Source organism: Mycobacterium sp. E2497 (genome assembly GCF_001668695.1).
GTDB lineage: Bacteria > Actinomycetota > Actinomycetes > Mycobacteriales > Mycobacteriaceae > Mycobacterium.
This window is the reverse complement of the sequence record NZ_LZKD01000039.1, coordinates 150,686-166,009: the sequence shown is the minus strand read 5'-3', so window position 1 is coordinate 166,009 and position 15,324 is coordinate 150,686. Positions and strand designations below refer to the sequence as shown.

The following is a 15,324-nucleotide window of genomic DNA, read 5'->3' as shown; positions in this document are numbered from 1 at the left end:
TCCGCTGCACCAGCACCAGGAGGCGCCATGGTCGACCAGCCCCGCGGGGACACACGATTCGGCGGGGACCTCAACCCGTCGGCGGCCGACTCCACGCCGGTAAGACCGTCGATCGTCTCCCCACCCGCCGGCGCGCCCAACATCGTCGTGGTGTTGCTCGACGATGTCGGGTTCGGCGCCGCGTCGACCTTCGGTGGGCCGGTGCCGACACCCGCACTGGACCGCGTCGCGGGCGCCGGGTTGCGCTACAACCAATTCCACACGACCGCGCTGTGCTCACCGACGCGCGCCGCCCTGCTGACCGGTCGCAATCACCACAGCGCGCACATGGGCACCATCTGCGAGATCGCCTACGGATTCCCGGGTTACGACAGCGTGATACCGCAGAGCACCGCCACCGTCGCCCAGGTGCTGCGGATGAACGGCTACAGCACGGCGCTGTTCGGCAAAGCGCACTTCACCCCGATCTGGGAGATCGGGCCCGCCGGCCCGTTCGACCGCTGGCCGACCGGGCTCGGGTTCGAACGTTTCTACGGATTTCTGGGCGGGGACACCTCGCAGTACGAACCCGCGCTCTACGACCAGACCACGCCCGTCGAGCCGTACCTGGGACGGGACGACTACCACCTGACCGAAGACCTCGCCGACAAGGCGATCGACTGGATCCGGCTGCAGAAGACGTCCGCGCCGGACAAGCCGTTCTTCCTGTACTTCGCGCCCGGCGCCACCCACAGCCCCCACCAGGTGTGGCCGGAATGGTCGGACCGCTTCGCCGGCCGATTCGATGACGGCTGGGATGCCCTTCGGGAAAGCATCTACGCCCGCCAGCTGGAAATGGGCATCATCCCCGCCGGCACCGGGTTGACGCCGCGACCCGAGCAGATACCCGCGTGGGCGGACTACGACGACCGCTACAAGCCGGTGGCCCGGCGGTTGATGGAGGTCTACGCCGGGTTTTTGGCCCACACCGATGCCCAGGTCGCACGGGTGATCGACGCCGTCGACGCGTTAGGTCATTGGGAGAACACGTTGTTCATCTACCTGTGCGGCGACAACGGTGCGTCCGCGGAAGGGACGCTGCACGGCGCGTGGAGCTCACCGGCCTTCCAGAACGGCATGCCCGAGGATCCCGAGTGGTTGCTGGCCCACATCGCCGACTTCGGCACGCCCCGCTGCGAAAACCACTACAACGTGGGCTGGGCCTGGGCGCTCGACGCACCGTTTCAGTGGATGAAACAAGTGGCTTCCCACTTCGGGGGAACCCGCAATGGACTGGCGATCTCATGGCCGCGGGGCATCGCGGCGGCGGGGGAGCAGCGCAGCCAGTTCCACCACGTCATCGACATCGTGCCGACGATCCTGGAAGCCGCCGGCATCGACATGCCCACGTGTGTCAACGGCGTCGAACAGAAGCCGATCGAGGGTGTCAGCATGCGGTACTCGTTCGACGACCCCGCCGCAGCAGGTCGGCGGACCACGCAGTATTTCGAGATCTTCGGCAATCGCGCTGTGTACCACGATGGTTGGATCGCCTCGTGTTTTCACGGTCGACTGCCCTGGGTCCGCGCCCAGCGCGCCACCCCGTTCGGCGACACCGAACGCTGGGAGCTCTACCACCTGACCGACGATTTCAGCCAGGGCATCGACCTGGCCGCGCAACGGCCCGACAAGCTCGCGGAGCTGCAGGCCGTGTTCGATGCCGAGGCGCGGAAATACGACGTCTATCCGCTCAGCGACGCGACGCTGGCCCGTGCCTTTCCCGCAAACCGGCCGAGCCTGCTGGCCGAGCGCACCTCGATCACCTACTACGCCGGGCAGGTGCGCATCCCCGAACCCGTGACATTGAGCTACGCCAGCACCTCGTTCGATTTGCGGGCGCAGCTGACCATTCCGGTGGGGGGCGCTCAGGGCGTGGTCATCTGCATCGGGGGCGCGATGGCCGGGTGGAGCTTGTACTTGGAGCACGGCATTCCCCGCTTCGCCTACAACTACCTGGGTCATGAGCTCACGACCATCGCGGCGGCCGAGCCGCTGCCGGAAGGCCCTGTCGCACTGGGCCTTTCGTTCGAGTACGACGGCGGCGGTCTGGGCAAAGGCGCCTCGGTGTCGCTGCGTGTCAACGACATCACCGCGGCAGGCGGCCGCGTCGAACGCACGGTCCCGTTCCGCTTCTCGATGAGCGGCGAGACATTGGACGTGGGCACCGACACCGGCTCCCCGGTCGCGCCCTACGGGCACGATTTCCGGTTCACCGGCCGAATCGACCGCATCGACGCCACCGTGCACCCGCATCCCACCGATCTGGCCGCGGCGATCGCCGAGGCGGAGATGCGCGCCGCGCTCGGGGCGCAATAGTGCTTGCGATGTGGAGCGGCCTTGTCCCGCTGCTCCTCGGTTGTGCACTGGAGCCGATCGAAGTCGTCATCACGATCATGCTGCTGGGGACCCCGTCGCGCGTGCGGTCGGCCGGCGCCTGGGTTGCGGGGCACATCAGTACGCGCCTGCTGCAAGGCCTCATCTTCGGCACCATCCTGCATTGGGGAGCGCGCAGCGCCGACCCGGACCGCCCACACCACTGGATCGCTGCCACCGCGCTGTTGGTGGTGGCACTGCTGCTGCTGGTCACCGCGGCGCGGGAGCTGCTGACGGACGACGATCCCGACGCGCCACCGCCGAAGTGGATGACCATGCTGACGTCGGCCACGCCCGCCAAAGCGTTCTTCATCGGCGCCGGGGTCATCGCCGTGTCGGTGAAAGCCTGGGTCTTCACGCTCGGGGCCATCAGCGTGATCGGCACCGCGAATTTGAGCCGGCCCGCCAATGTCGGTTCCTACGTTCTCTTCGTGGCGCTCGCCGCGAGCGTGAATCTCCTCATCGTCGTCGTGGCAGCGGTTTTCCCTGACCGATCGCGCGCCCTGCTGGACAGGGTCTTGGGCTGGCTGCAAGGACACGACCGGCCGATCGTGATCGTGGTGAGCGTGGTCTTCGGTACCTGGTTCGCGATCAAAGCCCTGCGCGGCTTCGGGATTCTGTAGCTGGCCCGCCAGTCAGGGCGGCGTCACCGCGCGCCGTCGAATCCAAAACGTGTAGACCGCACCCACCGCGGCGGTGATCAGCCCGTAGAGCGCGACCGCCCCGTGTTCGTCCGCGTTGGGAAAGTTCGCCGACGCGATCGTCAACGCCGTCGCCGGGTGCCGGCAGCTGCTGGCGAATGCCAGCATCGCCGATGACTCTCGTTCGGGGCCGCCGAGCACATGTCCGACGACGACCGTGCCGCCCACGAACAACACCATCGCCACTAGCGTCGATTCGCCCAGGAGTTTCCACATGCTCGGCGCGGCGCCGATCAGGAGGACGACCATGGCCACCGGCAGAGCCCACCGCTGCACGCGGTCGATCGGTCCCCCGATGCGCGCCGCGACGGCCGGCCACCGCGTCCGGATCGCCATTCCCGCGGAGAGCGGCGCCACCACGGACATCAGCATCAGTTCCGCGATCGCCCAGGGGCTTGCGACATACTGGCGGCCGAACATCCGCCCGATCAGTGGCGCGGCCACCGAGATCACCGGAACCGCGAGGACGGCGAGCACCAGGACGAGGCCTAGCCCGTATTGAGCGCGCCCGCCCGCCTTTTCGCCGCGCCGCGGCAGCAGCGGCGGCAACGGTGAAATCGCCAGGGTGACAAGCGCGATGGCGACCTGGGGGCGCAGGTCGAGCACCCCCACCAGCACACCGGCAATGACCGGCGCGGCGACCATGACGGCCAGCAACGAGCGAGCCAACAGATCCGGTAGGCGCAACACGTACGCGACGTCGGCGAACCGCGCGGTCAACCCGTAACCGAGGATCACCACGAAGAGGCTGACCTGGAAGGCTATGCGCGCCGCGTCGGCCATGGTCACACCGGCCAGCCTGCCACGCCGGCCTCGGAGCGGTGCCGAGATGGCCGAGTACCACCACGGGAGGCCGCGCCGGATGGCCCCGGGGTGGCATCCTGGCCGTGTGGGTGTGCTCATCCGGTTGGCGGAGCTGTTGATCGTGATCCTGCCCCTGGCGGGTGCGACCGTCGCGGCGGTGCGCGCGTTCGAGGCCAACCGCCGACAGGCGGAGCCACCGCCGCGTGCGGACCACGCCGAAACACCGCGGGCCGAGCCACCGCGGACCGGCGACGATCACGTCGCACGGTGGCGGTCGCTGCGCCGCGTCCTCGACGAGCACGGCCGCACCGACGCGCGATGGCTCGCGTATGAGCTCGACGCCGCCAAGCTCCTCGACTTCCCGCTCATGACCGACATGCGCGATCCGCTCACGCTGGCCTTCCACAAAGCCAAGCTGCGAGCCGACTTCCTGCGCCCCGTCAAAGCCGAAGACCTGCTCGACGACCGCGACGCCGCCGCGCAATACCGGCAGGCCGTCGAGGATTACGTGACGGCCTTCAACGCCGCCGAGACAGAGGCGATGCGCAGGCGTCGCAGTGACTTCTCCGGAGCCGACCAGCAGCGGATTGCGCGGGCTCAGAACCTGCTACGGGTGGCTTCGGATCCCGCGGCGACACCGCAGGAACGCGGGCGCGCGTACGATTTGGCACGCCGGGAACTCGACGGCCTCATCGTCTTGCCGGCCACCACACAAGCCGGGATCGAGCGGGGGGTCTCCGGGGAGCTGGAGGGGTGACCGCGACGCCGGGCCCGCTTCGGCCGGCGCATCCGAGTCGCCTGACCTATGGGCAGGTGTATCCGCCGTCGATCACGATGTCGGAACCGGTCATGTAGCTGGAAGCCTCGCCGGCCAGGTAGAGGTACAGGCCCGTGAGTTCTTCGGGGCGGCCGATCCGCCCGAGCGGTATCTTCGGCTCCCACTCGCGGTGGTATTCGGTCAGCGGCTCCACGAGTTCGGTGAGGATGTAGCCCGGGCTGACGCTGTTGACCCGGATGTTGTGCGGCGCCAACTCCACGGCCATGGCCTTGGTCAGGTGGATCACCGCCGCTTTCGACGTGCAGTAGTGACCCACCTGCTGCGGGATGTTGATGATGTGGCCGGACATCGAGGCCGTGGTGATGATGCTGCCGCCGAGACCCTGCCGGACCATAGCCCGTGCCGCCGCCTGCGCGGTGAGGAAAACGCCTGTGACATTGGTGCTTTGGATCCGTTCGAACTCTTCGGGGGACATGCCGAGCATCGGAGTCACGGTGATGATGCCGGCGTTGCAGACCGCGATGTCGACGCCGCCCAACTCCGCGGTCACCCGTTCCAGCATCGCGGTCACCTGGTCGGGCTGGGTCACGTCGCAGGGGATGGGCACCACCCTGCCCTCACCGTCCGCCGCGATCTCCCGGGCGACCTGCTCCAGGCTCTCGGCACGCCGCGCCGCGATGGCCACGTCAGCCCCCGCTTGCAGGTAGGCCTGGGCCACCTTCTTGCCGATGCCGCTGGATGCCCCGGTGACCAACGCCCGTTTGCCGCGCAGATCGAACAACTTCAAGACGTTCATGCGATATCCCTTATCCAGAGAGCTACCTGTAACGGAAACACGTTCTAGTGTGTCCGCCATGGGCAAATTCACCAGGGCCGAAATCGAGCAAGCCGTCGAGAACTACACGCGGGTGGTGGAGGGGTGCAGCGCCTCGGGCGACTGGCGACCTTTCGCCGATCTCTTCACCGAGGATGTCGTCTACACAGAACATCACTACGGGGTGTTTCACGGCCGTGAAGCCGTGCGGGACTGGATCGTCGCCGTCATGGCGCCGTTCCCGCACATGCGATTTCCATCCGACTGGACTGCCTATGACGAGGACAACGACGCCGTCGTCGTGATGATCAAGAATCTTCTGGACCACCCGACAGATCCCGACGGCGAGCCCTTCTGGTTCCCGAACTGGACCCGGCTGGTCTACGCCGGCAACGGCTTGTTCTCCAGCGAAGAGGACATTTACAACCCCAACCGGGACGCGCCCGGCGTGGTGGCCGCCTGGCTGCAGGCCGGCGGCCGGCTCGAGTCAACCGAGATCCTGCAGCCCCAGGCCTAGCGGTCGTCAGCTCACCGCCGCGACCGGACGGCGCCCAATGCCTGCTCCCAGGCCAGCATGGTGGCGGCCTTCAGGTTGGCCGGCTTCACGCTGTCCCTGGACAGTAGCGCGATCGCGGCGGCCTTCGTCGTCGCCGACGCCTTCGACAGATGGCCGGAGTCGAACGGCGGGTGGGGGTCGTATTCGATGGCCAACTGGATCGCCTTTGCGCGGCCTTCGCCACCGATTTCGCCGGCCAGCCACAGCGCCAGGTCGAGTCCCGCCGACACCCCGGCGCTGGTGATCACGTTGTCCTGCAGCACGACTCGTTCATCGCCCACCGGGACGGCGCCGAACGCCTTCAACGCCGGGACCGTCAGCCAGTGCGACGTGGCGCGGCGGCCTGCGAGGAGGCCGGCCGCCGCCAGGATCACCGACCCGGAGCACACCGACGTCGTCCATCGGGCGGTCCGGTGGGCCTGCCGCAGCCAGTCCAGCAGCGCCTCGTCACGGGCATGCACCGGTGTGGACGGGCCACCCGGCACGAGAATGACGTCGGGCGAAGGGGTTTCGGCCAGCGAATGGGTGGCCCCGAGCACCAGCACGCCGGAGTCAGCGGTGATCGGCCCCGGCTGGTGCCAGACGAACCGCACTTCGGCGTCCTGCAGGTTGCGCAGCACCTCGTACGGTCCGATCATGTCCAGCGCGGTGAATCCCGGATAGCTCACGATCGCGATCTGGGTCATGGGTGTCGTCCTCTCGGTTTCAGGCGTCGCTTTCAGGCGAAGGCCTTGCGGTATTGATCGGGCGGGATACCGACCCGGCGAAGGAAGTTGCGCCGCATGGTTTCCGCGGTGCCGAAACCGCATCGGGCGGCGATCGTGACGACGGTGTCGTCGGTCTCCTCCAACTGCCGGCGCGCGGCTTCGGTCCGGATCCGCTCGACGTACTGGCCGGGCGCCTCGCCGACCTCGGCGGTGAACACCCGGGTGAAGTGACGCGGGCTCATCGCCGCCCGACGGGCGAGCCGGTCGATGCCGTGCTCACCGCCAGGCTCCGCCTCGATCGCCTCCTGGACGGCGCGGATCGAATGGCGTTTGGCCCGCGGCATCCACACCGGCGCCGCGAACTGCGTCTGCCCGCCGGGGCGCCGCAGGTAGAGCACCAGCCAGCGGGCGACGGTCTGCGCGACTTCGGTGCCGTGGTCGTCCTCCACCAGCGAGAGCGCCAGATCGATCCCCGCCGTGACACCGGCCGCCGTCCACACGGTCTTCGAGCTGCGCAGGAAAATCGGATCCGCGTCGACGTCGATCGCGGGGAATTCGCGGGCCAGCCGCCCGGCGAAGGCCCAATGAGTGGTAGCCCGTTGCCCGTCCAGCAGCCCCGCCTCGGCCGCCAGAAACGCGCCCGTGCAGACCGTGACCACGCGACGGGCGCTTGAGGCGACGGCCTTGATCCAGCCGATCAGCTCGGCATTCGACCGGGCCGCGTCGACACCGCCGCCGCCGGGCAGCACCAAGGTGTCGATGCACTCGCCGGGTTCTGGCAGCGGCGCGGCGACGAACGCGAGTCCGGTCGGGGTGGTGACGGCCTGCCCGTCGGGGGAGGCGACGACGACGTCGTATCCGCCCTCGGTGAGCAGCGCCGCGCCGGTGAAGACGTCGTGCGGACCCACCACGTCGAGCGCCTGCACGCCGGGATAGCCGACGATGACCACTTTGCGAGCCATGGGATTAAGTGTTGGGCACGCCCGGCATGGCGTCTACGCCGTGTATCCCACCAATTAGGACATGGGACCTGGCCCAGAGCCGTCACGACGGGCTTGGCAGACTGTCGCCATGGCACAGATAACCTTGCGTGGAAACCCGATCAACACCGTCGGCGAACTGCCTGCCGTCGGATCTCCGGCACCGGCCTTCAGCCTGACGGGCGGCGACCTGGGGGCGGTCAGTAGCGACCAGCTCGGCGGTAAGGCCGTGGTGCTCAACATCTTCCCGTCGGTGGACACACCGGTGTGCGCGACCAGCGTCCGGACCTTCAACGAGCGCGCCGCCGCCAGCGGCGCCACTGTGGTGTGCGTGTCGAAGGACCTGCCGTTCGCGTTCGCCCGCTTCTGTGGCGCCGAGGGCATCGACAACGTCAAGACGGCTTCGGCGTTCCGCAGCAACTTCGGCGAGGACTACGGCGTCACCATCAACGACGGACCGATGGCGGGTCTGCTCGCCCGGGCCATCGTGGTGGTCGGCGCCGACGGCAAGGTCGCCTACACCGAGCTGGTCCCGGAGATCGCCCAGGAGCCGAATTACGACGCGGCGCTGGCCGCGGCGGGCTAGGCCCGATCGCGGCTAACGTTCGGCCCGTGGGTCGATGAGCTCACGGAAGCTGGCCGCGGGGTGGACCGAGGCGCCCAGGCTCAGCACGCGGTCGCTGAGCCCTTTGTCGGACGTCACCACCCGAATGTCGTGCGGTCGGGGGTCGGCTCGGACCCGGCGGACGATCTCGTCGTCCGCCGAGTTCGCAGCCGCCCTGGGCGCGTAGGCGATCTCGATCACCAACGCGGGAATGGCGGTCGACGGCGGCCGTTCGAAGACGACGGTCACGTCGTCTCCTTGGGCGGCTGCCCATCGGTCGAGTCGGTCCGCCAGCGCGACCATGGCGCCGCCGCGGTCCTTCCACCAACCGTCAGGGCGGCTCCCGATCACATTCATGCCGTCCACAATCCACCGCACGACCCCTAGGGTAGGGCGACGTTTCGCCGCACCGCCGGCGGCCGCGAATTCCGTAGCGCGCCATTTCCGTTCTTGGACGTTGAGCGGTTGATACGGTCACCGATATCAGTTTCCGCTGATGCCGTCGCAATGATGGGACAGGTGAATGACGTCGATAGCCGAGACCGATGACCGGGTCGTGTCGCTGGCCCGGGGAATGCGCGAACTGGTGCGCGCCGAGGCCGCCGAATCCGAGCGGATGCGCACCCTCACCCCGGCGATCGTCGACGAGATGTGGGCAACCGGGCTCATGTCCGCGTTCAACCCGGGCGCGGCCGGAGGTGTCGAACCGTCGTTCACCGAGATGATCGAAACCTGGATCGAAATGGCTTGGCAGGACGGCTCTTTCGGCTGGATCGGGATCGCCAACCTGCCTTCGTCGTTCGCGGCGGCGGCGTACCTGCCCGACGAGGGTTTCGCCGAGGTGTTCACGGCGCACGACAACCGCGTCACCATGGGCGGCCAGTTCTTTCCCAACGGTCAAGGGGCCGCCGTCGATGGCGGTTACCTGGTGAGCGGGTCGTGGAACTTCGGCTCGGGCACCGGTCACTCGCAGTACATCGCTGCGGGGTTCTTGCCGATGGACAACGGCGAAATGCGCTGGATCAGTGACGGCTTCCCCGAGATGCGGGTCGCGGTGATCCCCCGGGATCAGATCAACTTCAACGACGGCTGGTTCGTGCAGGGGCTCAAGGGAACCGGGTCCTACGACTACAGCGCCCAGGAGGTGTTCGTGCCGGCGAGCCGCACCTTTGAGCTGTTCACCCGCCAACCCCATCGCGGCGCCGCACCCGCCACCCGGATGGGGCTGATGCCGGTCACCGCCGCCGGCCACGCGTCCTGGGCACTCGGCGTGGCGAAAAGCATGCTCGACGACGTCCAGGAGCTGGCCGCGACGAAGTTCCGGATGAGCGACATGGCGTCGCTGGCCAGCCGACCCACCTTCCAGAAGGGGCTGGCGCACCACCGCGCGGCCTGGCGCGCCGCGCGTCTGCTGGTGCTCGACGCGTTCACCACGGCCGAGGCCGCGGTCGCATCGGGCGAGGAGCTGACACCCGCCCTGCGCGCGGACATGCGGGTGGCGGCGGTGTACGCGACCGACACGGCCAGAAGCTGTGCCGAGTGGGCGCACCTGGTCGCCGGCACCACGTCCATCCGGGAGGGCAGCCGGCTGGAGCGCGCCTTTCGGGACATCTACACCGGCACGCAGCACGCCTTCATCAGCGAAAAGGTTGCCATCGATGTCGCGCAGATCTGGCTCGGCATCATCGACGACCAGCCGGGGTTGTGACTCCCTGACCCTGCCGGCGCCTAGACCAGGCGTTCACCCGGCTGTTGCTCGCCCGGCTCGTCGCGCTTGCCTTCGTCGGTATTGCCGGCAAGCGACGAGGCCAGGCCCGGCCCGCCGGCCCCACCGGCCGACGCCCCCTGGCCCAGTGAGCTGAACGAGCTCAGGGGCGCCGCACCGGCGCCCAGCAACGTCGACGCGGCATTGACCGCGGCGGGCATCGCCGGGGCCGTGCTCGGCACCGTGGGCGAGGCGGCCGGCACCGTCGGCGAGGCGGCCGGCACCGTCGGCGCCGGGCCGGCGACCGGACCTCCCGCGACCAGGTTGGCCAGTGGCGGCGTGCGGGGGGCCGAGCCGCCCGCCCCCGGCAGCATCTCCGCGCGCAGCAGTCCACCGCCGCCCGCGGGCCCCACGAAAGTCTGGCCGGCGATCCGGCCGCCGGCCGAGTGCAAAGTGCCCGCCGTCTCCCCGTCGACCTGGGCGTACATCTGGGCGATGTCGGTGAACGCCGTGCCCGTCCGGGCGATCTCTTCCTGGGCTGCGGTGTTGAGGGCCAGCATGGCGGTGCCCTCGGCGGCGAATGCCGCGACGGCCAGCATCGAGACCTCGTCGGCGCCGGCGGGAGCCAACGCGGTCACCGGTCCCGTCGCGGCCGCGCCGGAGGCCAAACCTTGGGTGGCGAGCGCCACCACCTGCAACCCGATGGCTCCCGCGGCGGGGTCGTGTGACAGCGGTTCCATGTGCGTGTGCTCCTGTGCGAGCGATGAGCGCCGATACGTCGGGACCAGCTGCGCTGGACGATGAGATCAATTCTAGAGGCGCCGATAGGGTGCTGCCCACACTTTCAGGCGGGCCCGAACCGCGCGAGCACGCCGCCCGAAAGCCCGAAATCGTCGGCCCGCTCCTAACGTCGCCTACTATCAGCGCATGCGCGGCTCGAAGATCCTGATCACCGGCCCGACCGGACAAATCGCGACCCCGATTGCGCGGGCACTCGCGACCGACAACGAGGTGTGGGGCATCGCCCGCTTCACCGACCCAGCGGCACGCGAGGGTCTGGAAAAGTCGGGCGTCCACTGCCAGACGGTCAACTTGGCGGCCGGTGAGTTCAGCGATCTGCCAAATGATTTCGAGTACGTCCTCAACCTCGCGGTGGCCAAGAGCGGGAACTGGGACAAGGACCTCGCGGCCAACGCGGAGTCGGTGGGCCTGCTCATGGCGCACTGCCGCGACGCGAAGGCGTTTCTGCACTGCTCGTCCGCCGCCGTCTACGACCCGCCCGACGACGATCCCCGGACCGAGGGTGCCGCCCTGGGCGACAACCACAAGCCTTTGTTCCCCACCTACTCCATCTCCAAGATCGCCGGGGAAGTGGTCGCCCGGTCCATGGCCCGGGCCCTCGGAGTGCCCACCACCATCGCGCGGCTCAACGTTCCCTACGGGGACAACGGCGGATGGCCGTTCTACCACATGGAGATGATGCTGGCGGGCATCCCGATCCCGGTCCCACCCGGGGCACCCGCACGCTACAACCCGATTCACGAGGACGACATCATCGCGACCATTCCCAAGCTGCTGGAGGTGGCCGCCGTACCGGCGACCACGGTCAACTGGTGCGGCGGTCAAACGGTCAGCATCCAGGAGTGGTGCGGCTACCTGGGTTCACTGGTGGGCAAGGAGCCGGTCTTCGAGGTGAGCGACCAGGCGCTCCGCGGCAACCCCACCGACAGCACACGGATGCACGAGCTCATCGGCGGCACCGCGGTTGACTGGCGTGACGGCCTGCGCCGCATGGCGGCCAAGTTCCACCCAGAGTTGGTCGGCGCGTAGGAAGCCCGCGTGCGCCAACGAGCCGATGATGTGCAGCGGCTGCGGAACCTCGCATTGCTCCGCCGCGTCCGCGACCGGATCGATCGGGAGTACGCGCGGCCGCTGGACGTGGACGGGCTGGCCCGTGACGTGCACATGTCCGCCGGCCACCTGAGCCGCGAGTTCCGCCGGGCGTACGGCGAGTCGCCCTATTCCTATCTGATGACGCGGCGCATCGAGCGGGCGATGGCGCTGCTGCGGCGCGGTGACCTCAGCGTCACTGGGGTGTGTTTCGCCGTCGGGTGCTCCTCGTTGGGCACGTTCAGCACTCGTTTCACCGAACTGGTCGGGGTGCCGCCGAGCACTTACCGGCGCCAGGCGGAGGACACGTTGGCCGGCATGCCCCCATGCGTGGCCCAACAGGTGACCAGACCGATCAGGAATCGAGAAGCATCGGTCAGCGGGCCGCGCTTAGCCTGACCGCATGGACATCACGATCCACTCGAGCTTCTTGCCGCACGACGACCCGGAATCCTCGCTCGCGTTCTACCGCGACACCCTCGGCTTCGAAGTCCGCCTTGACGTCGGAAAGGGCAAGATGCGCTGGATTACCGTCGGACCACCGAACCAGCCCGACACGTCGATCGTGCTGAACCCGCCGGCCGCCAACCCAGGCATCACCGAAAGCGAGCGCCGCACCATCGCCGAAATGATGGCCAAGGGCAGCTACGCCACGTTGCTCTTGGCGACAAAGGACCTCGATCGGACCTTCGAGCATCTGCAGGGCAACGACGTGGAGATCGTGCAGGAGCCGACGGACCAGCCCTACGGAATGCGTGACTGCGCCGTCCGCGATCCGGCGGGCAACCTGATCCGCATCCAAGAACTGCGCTGACGAGTCCCGTGGCTCGAGCCGGGCGCGCAACCGCGAAAGTTCCGAACCCCCAAAAGGTTCGGAACTTTCGCCTGCGCTGAACCCGGGTCAAGATCCCTTGGCGTAGCGAGTCAGGAACCCGAACGCCGCGATCCCCGCGACGGCACCGATCACGCCCCACAGCACGAGCTGGAACACCATCGATCCCAGGAACCAGCCGAACGTCATCCCGATGTAGAGGGCCCAGATCAAGCGGAAGGCGCTCCACAGCGCGACCGCCCCGGCGCTGAGGCCGATGTATAGGCTGCGCTGCCGGTCCACCCGATTGATCTGCTCTTCAATGCCGGCCGGGACGATCTTCATTTCTGACTTCCTTTCGTGGGGCGCCGCCGGATTGGCGTCGTCGTTGCGCCAAGTACAGACGCGAGAACCGGCTACCGATCCCAAAACTCGCCGCCCGACCGCTTGCGTCACCATTGGTTCGCGCCAAAAGACAAGAGTCGGGCGACACCGCTGTTGGGGAATAACCTCACTTGCGGACCACCGGCAACAGGTGGGTGAATCCAGATGAACGGTCACCCCTCGCGGCTCGCATCTCGGACCCGCTCGCAGGGTGTCCGCTCTGGTGTGCGTTCGCGACGCCGTTGGTCAGCCTTGCCGCTGCTTGAATCGAGAAAGGAAACGGTCCGATGATGAACCCCATCAAGCTCGCCGAGCAGGTGGCCGAATCGGTCCTGGCGGTGGGCGGCATCCGGGTCGGCACCGAGGAGCCGGCGTACACGCGCGAGCCACTGACGGGCGCCGTCGAGATCCGCCGCTACGGTCCGCGGATCGCCGCCGAGACGACGGTCGACGCCGACGAAAATCGCGCTCGTGACGTCGGATTCCGGCGGTTGGCGGGCTACATATTCGGCGGCAACCGGGGCAAACGATCAATCTCGATGACGACCCCCGTCAGCCAGCAGTCGCGCGGGGGCGGCCAGCAGATCGCGATGACCGCGCCCGTCGTCCAGTCCGCGGGCGGCGAGACCGGCTGGACGATCCGGTTCTTCATGCCCGCGAAGTGGACGACGGAAACCCTTCCCGCGCCCAACGATGATCAGGTCCGCCTCGTGGAGGTGCCGCCCGCCACCGTCGCGGTGCTGCGATTCAGCGGTGACCGCAGCCCTAAGGCGGTCGCCTTGCGCACGAAGGAACTCCTGAAGATGTTGCAGGACAGCGGGATTCAACAGGCCGGCGATCCCGAGGCCTGGTTCTACGACCCGCCCTGGACGGTGCCGATGCGCCGGCGCAACGAGATCGCAATTCCCATCGATCCGGCGTCCGCGCCGGGCTAGCCCGAATGGGACGGCACATCGGCCCGTTCCTTGTGATGGCGGGAATCCGTATCGCGCCGCTCGGCATCCTGGTGTGGGCCGGCGGATTGTCATCGTTCCGTTCCCGCCGATAACGCCCTTCCGCGGGGTCTACGCCCTCCTCGAATTCGGCTGAGTATCAGCCGACCTTGACCACCAGCTTGCCGACGTTCTTGCCGTCGAACAGCATGTTGATCGCCGTCGGCAGCTGCTCGAACCCCTCGACGACCGTCTCGAGCGGAGTGAGCTTTCCCGCCTCGATCAGGCCGGCGATCTCGCTGATGGCCTCCGCCGCGCGCCCGAAGTGGTCGAGGACGATGAAGCCGCGCAGGGTGGCGCGCTGGATGAGGAGGTTCCCGAACGCACGCGGACCCGGCGGGGGATCCTCCGCGTTGTAACCGGAGATCAGGCCGCAGAGCGCGACGCGGGCGCCGATGTTGAGGCGCGCGAAGATCGCGTCCATGAGCTCGCCGCCGACGTTCTCGAAGTCGACGTCGATGCCGTCGGGTGTCGCCGCGGCCAGTTGGGCGGCCCAGTCGTCGGCGCGGTGGTCGACCGCCGCGTCGAAGCCCAGCCGGTCGGTGAGCAGCGCGCACTTCTCGGGCCCTCCGGCGATTCCGACGACACGCGCCCCCGCGGCCTTGGCGAGCTGACCGGCGACCGAGCCGACCGCACCGGCCGCCGCGGAGACGACGACGGTCTCGCCGGGCTGCGGCTTGCCGATATCGCGAATCCCGATCCACGCTGTGAGGCCGGTCATCCCCAGCGCGCCCAGGTAGGCGCTCGGCGAAATGCCTTGCGCGACCTGGACGGGATTGATCAGCGACGTATCCGAGACGACCGCGTACTCCTGCCAGCCGAGCAGCCCTTGCACCTGCTGACCGACGGCGTAGGTGGAACTCTTCGACGCGACGACCTCGCCGAGGGCGCCCGCTCGCATGACCTCGCCGATGCCCACCGGAGGCAGGTAGGACGGGGTGTCGTTGATCCACGTGCGGTTCGTCGGGTCCAGCGAGATCCAGTCGACCCGCACCAGCGCCTCGCCGTCGCCGAGTTCGGGGATCGCCTCTTCGGTCAGCTCGAATGTGCCGGGGCCGATGCGTCCGACAGGCCGTTCGCGCAGCAGGAAACGACGGTTTCGTCCGGTCATTAGCGCACGGTACCCTCCGCACGCCTGCGCGTTCTACCCTGCGTAAAAGGGACGTCGCTCGACCCGGAGGTGGAT

General features: G+C 68.3%; 18 protein-coding genes. 10 read left to right on the top strand and 8 right to left on the bottom strand.

Going from position 1 to position 15,324, the window contains the following annotated elements; all coding sequences use genetic code 11:
* Positions 1–27: 27 nt before the first annotated feature.
* Both A5713_RS03780 and A5713_RS03775 read left to right on the top strand, forming a co-directional pair.
* The gene (locus A5713_RS03780) at positions 28–2,355 is read left to right on the top strand and encodes an arylsulfatase (RefSeq protein ID WP_068092620.1); all 2,328 of its coding nucleotides are present in this window, start codon (positions 28–30) and stop codon (positions 2,353–2,355) included.
* Between the two features lie 8 nt (positions 2,356–2,363).
* The gene (locus tag A5713_RS03775; RefSeq protein ID WP_068092728.1) at positions 2,364–3,035 is read left to right on the top strand and encodes a GAP family protein; all 672 of its coding nucleotides are present in this window, start codon (positions 2,364–2,366) and stop codon (positions 3,033–3,035) included.
* Positions 3,036–3,047: 12 nt separating this feature from the next.
* Here the strand turns inward: A5713_RS03775 and A5713_RS03770 are convergent, their stop codons facing one another.
* Positions 3,048–3,896, bottom strand: a complete 849-nt coding sequence (locus A5713_RS03770) for a bile acid:sodium symporter family protein (RefSeq protein WP_231980246.1) — start codon at positions 3,894–3,896, stop codon at positions 3,048–3,050.
* A gap of 106 nt (positions 3,897–4,002) precedes the next feature.
* Between A5713_RS03770 and A5713_RS03765 the strand changes: the two genes are divergently transcribed.
* Positions 4,003–4,674 carry a hypothetical protein gene (locus A5713_RS03765; RefSeq protein WP_068092615.1) on the top strand — a complete coding sequence of 224 codons (672 nt, stop codon included), beginning with the start codon at positions 4,003–4,005 and terminating at the stop codon, positions 4,672–4,674.
* 46 nt (positions 4,675–4,720) lie between these two features.
* Here the strand turns inward: A5713_RS03765 and A5713_RS03760 are convergent, their stop codons facing one another.
* Positions 4,721–5,491 (bottom strand): SDR family oxidoreductase, encoded by a 771-nt coding sequence (locus A5713_RS03760; protein WP_068092614.1) that lies wholly within the window; start codon positions 5,489–5,491, stop codon positions 4,721–4,723.
* Between the two features lie 58 nt (positions 5,492–5,549).
* Between A5713_RS03760 and A5713_RS03755 the strand changes: the two genes are divergently transcribed.
* Positions 5,550–6,026, top strand: coding sequence for a nuclear transport factor 2 family protein (locus tag A5713_RS03755; RefSeq protein WP_067926627.1), 477 nt, complete (start codon positions 5,550–5,552; stop codon positions 6,024–6,026).
* 11 nt (positions 6,027–6,037) lie between these two features.
* On the opposite strand, the gene A5713_RS03750 is transcribed toward A5713_RS03755, so the two are convergent.
* Both A5713_RS03750 and A5713_RS03745 read right to left on the bottom strand, forming a co-directional pair.
* Positions 6,038–6,751, bottom strand: a complete 714-nt coding sequence (locus A5713_RS03750) for a DJ-1/PfpI family protein (protein WP_068092611.1) — start codon at positions 6,749–6,751, stop codon at positions 6,038–6,040.
* 32 nt (positions 6,752–6,783) lie between these two features.
* A complete protein-coding gene (locus A5713_RS03745; protein ID WP_068092609.1) occupies positions 6,784–7,734 on the bottom strand; it encodes a GlxA family transcriptional regulator in 951 nt (316 codons plus the stop codon).
* A 109-nt stretch (positions 7,735–7,843) separates the two neighbouring features.
* On the opposite strand from A5713_RS03745, the gene tpx reads away from it, so the two are divergent.
* Positions 7,844–8,338 carry a thiol peroxidase gene (tpx, locus tag A5713_RS03740; protein WP_067926635.1) on the top strand — a complete coding sequence of 165 codons (495 nt, stop codon included), beginning with the start codon at positions 7,844–7,846 and terminating at the stop codon, positions 8,336–8,338.
* A gap of 12 nt (positions 8,339–8,350) precedes the next feature.
* Here tpx and A5713_RS03735 read toward each other — a convergent pair whose 3' ends face one another.
* Complete coding sequence (locus A5713_RS03735) at positions 8,351–8,734, bottom strand: NYN domain-containing protein (RefSeq protein WP_067926638.1); 384 nt, start codon at positions 8,732–8,734, stop codon at positions 8,351–8,353.
* A 145-nt stretch (positions 8,735–8,879) separates the two neighbouring features.
* On the opposite strand from A5713_RS03735, the gene A5713_RS03730 reads away from it, so the two are divergent.
* Positions 8,880–10,064, top strand: a complete 1,185-nt coding sequence (locus tag A5713_RS03730) for an acyl-CoA dehydrogenase family protein (protein ID WP_068092606.1) — start codon at positions 8,880–8,882, stop codon at positions 10,062–10,064.
* Between the two features lie 20 nt (positions 10,065–10,084).
* Here the strand turns inward: A5713_RS03730 and A5713_RS28640 are convergent, their stop codons facing one another.
* Positions 10,085–10,801 carry a PE domain-containing protein gene (locus A5713_RS28640; RefSeq protein ID WP_068092603.1) on the bottom strand — a complete coding sequence of 239 codons (717 nt, stop codon included), beginning with the start codon at positions 10,799–10,801 and terminating at the stop codon, positions 10,085–10,087.
* Positions 10,802–10,988: 187 nt separating this feature from the next.
* Between A5713_RS28640 and A5713_RS03720 the strand changes: the two genes are divergently transcribed.
* From A5713_RS03720 to A5713_RS03710, 3 genes are read left to right on the top strand one after another with little or no spacing between them, the layout of a single operon-like run.
* Positions 10,989–11,891, top strand: coding sequence for an NAD(P)-dependent oxidoreductase (locus A5713_RS03720; RefSeq protein WP_068092599.1), 903 nt, complete (start codon positions 10,989–10,991; stop codon positions 11,889–11,891).
* Between the two features lie 9 nt (positions 11,892–11,900).
* Positions 11,901–12,350 carry a helix-turn-helix transcriptional regulator gene (locus tag A5713_RS03715; RefSeq protein ID WP_067926650.1) on the top strand — a complete coding sequence of 150 codons (450 nt, stop codon included), beginning with the start codon at positions 11,901–11,903 and terminating at the stop codon, positions 12,348–12,350.
* Positions 12,351–12,354: 4 nt separating this feature from the next.
* Entirely contained in the window at positions 12,355–12,765 is a 411-nt protein-coding gene (locus A5713_RS03710) for a VOC family protein (RefSeq protein ID WP_067926653.1), read from the top strand.
* A gap of 87 nt (positions 12,766–12,852) precedes the next feature.
* Here the strand turns inward: A5713_RS03710 and A5713_RS03705 are convergent, their stop codons facing one another.
* The gene (locus A5713_RS03705) at positions 12,853–13,107 is read right to left on the bottom strand and encodes a hypothetical protein (RefSeq protein WP_067926656.1); all 255 of its coding nucleotides are present in this window, start codon (positions 13,105–13,107) and stop codon (positions 12,853–12,855) included.
* Positions 13,108–13,433: 326 nt separating this feature from the next.
* Here A5713_RS03705 and A5713_RS03700 point away from each other — a divergent pair, with 326 nt between their 5' ends.
* Positions 13,434–14,081, top strand: coding sequence for a heme-binding protein (locus A5713_RS03700; protein WP_068092596.1), 648 nt, complete (start codon positions 13,434–13,436; stop codon positions 14,079–14,081).
* Positions 14,082–14,238: 157 nt separating this feature from the next.
* Here the strand turns inward: A5713_RS03700 and A5713_RS03695 are convergent, their stop codons facing one another.
* On the bottom strand, positions 14,239–15,249 hold the full coding sequence (locus A5713_RS03695; protein WP_068092591.1) for an NADP-dependent oxidoreductase: 1,011 nt from the start codon (positions 15,247–15,249) through the stop codon (positions 14,239–14,241).
* Positions 15,250–15,324 lie beyond the last annotated feature (75 nt).

What these genes read in the sequence shown, in the direction of transcription:
- A5713_RS03780 (WP_068092620.1), top strand. Translation starts at nt 28, where the DNA reads ATGGTCGACCAGCCCCGCGGGGACACACGATTCGGCGGGGACCTCAAC.
- A5713_RS03775 (WP_068092728.1), top strand. Translation starts at nt 2,364, where the DNA reads ATGTGGAGCGGCCTTGTCCCGCTGCTCCTCGGTTGTGCACTGGAGCCG.
- A5713_RS03770 (WP_231980246.1), bottom strand. Translation starts at nt 3,896, where the DNA reads ATGGCCGACGCGGCGCGCATAGCCTTCCAGGTCAGCCTCTTCGTGGTG.
- A5713_RS03760 (WP_068092614.1), bottom strand. Translation starts at nt 5,491, where the DNA reads ATGAACGTCTTGAAGTTGTTCGATCTGCGCGGCAAACGGGCGTTGGTC.
- A5713_RS03755 (WP_067926627.1), top strand. Translation starts at nt 5,550, where the DNA reads ATGGGCAAATTCACCAGGGCCGAAATCGAGCAAGCCGTCGAGAACTAC.
- A5713_RS03750 (WP_068092611.1), bottom strand. Translation starts at nt 6,751, where the DNA reads ATGACCCAGATCGCGATCGTGAGCTATCCGGGATTCACCGCGCTGGAC.
- A5713_RS03745 (WP_068092609.1), bottom strand. Translation starts at nt 7,734, where the DNA reads ATGGCTCGCAAAGTGGTCATCGTCGGCTATCCCGGCGTGCAGGCGCTC.
- tpx (WP_067926635.1), top strand. Translation starts at nt 7,844, where the DNA reads ATGGCACAGATAACCTTGCGTGGAAACCCGATCAACACCGTCGGCGAA.
- A5713_RS03730 (WP_068092606.1), top strand. Translation starts at nt 8,880, where the DNA reads ATGACGTCGATAGCCGAGACCGATGACCGGGTCGTGTCGCTGGCCCGG.
- A5713_RS28640 (WP_068092603.1), bottom strand. Translation starts at nt 10,801, where the DNA reads ATGGAACCGCTGTCACACGACCCCGCCGCGGGAGCCATCGGGTTGCAG.
- A5713_RS03720 (WP_068092599.1), top strand. Translation starts at nt 10,989, where the DNA reads ATGCGCGGCTCGAAGATCCTGATCACCGGCCCGACCGGACAAATCGCG.
- A5713_RS03710 (WP_067926653.1), top strand. Translation starts at nt 12,355, where the DNA reads ATGGACATCACGATCCACTCGAGCTTCTTGCCGCACGACGACCCGGAA.
- A5713_RS03705 (WP_067926656.1), bottom strand. Translation starts at nt 13,107, where the DNA reads ATGAAGATCGTCCCGGCCGGCATTGAAGAGCAGATCAATCGGGTGGAC.
- A5713_RS03700 (WP_068092596.1), top strand. Translation starts at nt 13,434, where the DNA reads ATGATGAACCCCATCAAGCTCGCCGAGCAGGTGGCCGAATCGGTCCTG.
- A5713_RS03695 (WP_068092591.1), bottom strand. Translation starts at nt 15,249, where the DNA reads ATGACCGGACGAAACCGTCGTTTCCTGCTGCGCGAACGGCCTGTCGGA.